Genomic DNA, 1119 nt, shown 5'->3' with positions numbered 1-1119 from the left:
TCTTTGAGTCCAATCCGCCATTCAATCGGCAAGGTATCACAAATAAACTGGCGTTTAAAACCAGCGAAAGATAAGCGTTTACAGTGCTTTTTCTTGTGTCCTTCCGTTTGTAAAAACTTGAGTAATACGTAGGCAATTAAAGCCGCGAACAATTGGTTAAACACGGCGTTTTCAGTTGTGCCAAATAAAACAGGCACATTTAAGTTCTGCTTAATCCAACGAAAAAAGGATTCAATTGCCCAGCGTTCTTTGTACATGCCAGCGATTTCTTCAGCGGTTACATCCAAAAGGTTCGTTACAACGCGTACAAGTTCACCTTCGTAATCGACAAATTCAACGACACGATGACGTTTCTTTGTTTGTTTTTGCGCCGTACCGATGATGCACGTAAAATCAGCTGTCACGTTGGAACCTGTGACAACGGTTCTTTTCAATGATTTCTTGCGGCTTAGGTGAATATTCTCTTTCAAACGAATGACGAAATCTTGCCCTGTTCGCGCGTAACGATCCGCTTTATCGATTGAAAAATAAGCACGGTCCGCTACTAAGATAAAACGCTTGTCCTCTAACTTTACACCAATTGGACCATCGTTTTTCAAACCTGTTGTTTCCACGACTTTCAGGGGCATCTCTGTTGAATTTGTAAAGCTAACGTGCAGTTTAATACCTGAACGCTCACCGTGATATAAAGCCCATGGTAAACGTGTTTTCCCAACTGTAATCGTTGTCGAATCAATTGCCAGTAAGTCTTTTTTTAGCTTTAATTTACGACGTGCTGCTCGGTTTAGACGGCCAACAATGACGTTAAAAATGCGTTTCACAATGTGGTAATTCAGATCGCCTAAGCGTTTAGAAAGCGTGGAATAATCCACAGATTTCAAGCCTTGTGCTGAAGCAACATCTGCTGCGTGACGTAAGCTTTTCCATTCGAAAGCAGCAGCGCCAACTAAATAAGCTAAAAGTGTCGGTACATCGCATTTACGAGCTGTATCTTCAAAGCCATATTCAGCAAGAATCTCTTTGATTTCTTCCTGTGAAATAAAGTTTTGAAGTAACGTGAAAATCGTGGTATTCTTAGCCATGAGAGATTCCTCCTCGTAAATGTTGGTGTGGTAACTT

At 41.2% G+C, this 1119-nt stretch carries 1 protein-coding gene; it reads right to left on the bottom strand.

Going from position 1 to position 1119, the window contains the following annotated elements; genetic code table 11:
- A partial coding sequence (locus ACFQ0V_RS13255; RefSeq protein WP_381014461.1) for an IS4 family transposase occupies positions 1-1082 on the bottom strand: 1082 nt, incomplete at its 3' end.
- Positions 1083-1119 lie beyond the last annotated feature (37 nt).

Origin of the sequence: Savagea faecisuis (genome assembly GCF_042675605.1) — a bacterium.
Taxonomy (GTDB): domain Bacteria; phylum Bacillota; class Bacilli; order Bacillales_A; family Planococcaceae; genus Savagea; species Savagea faecisuis.
This window is presented reverse-complemented; position numbering and strand designations above follow the sequence as displayed.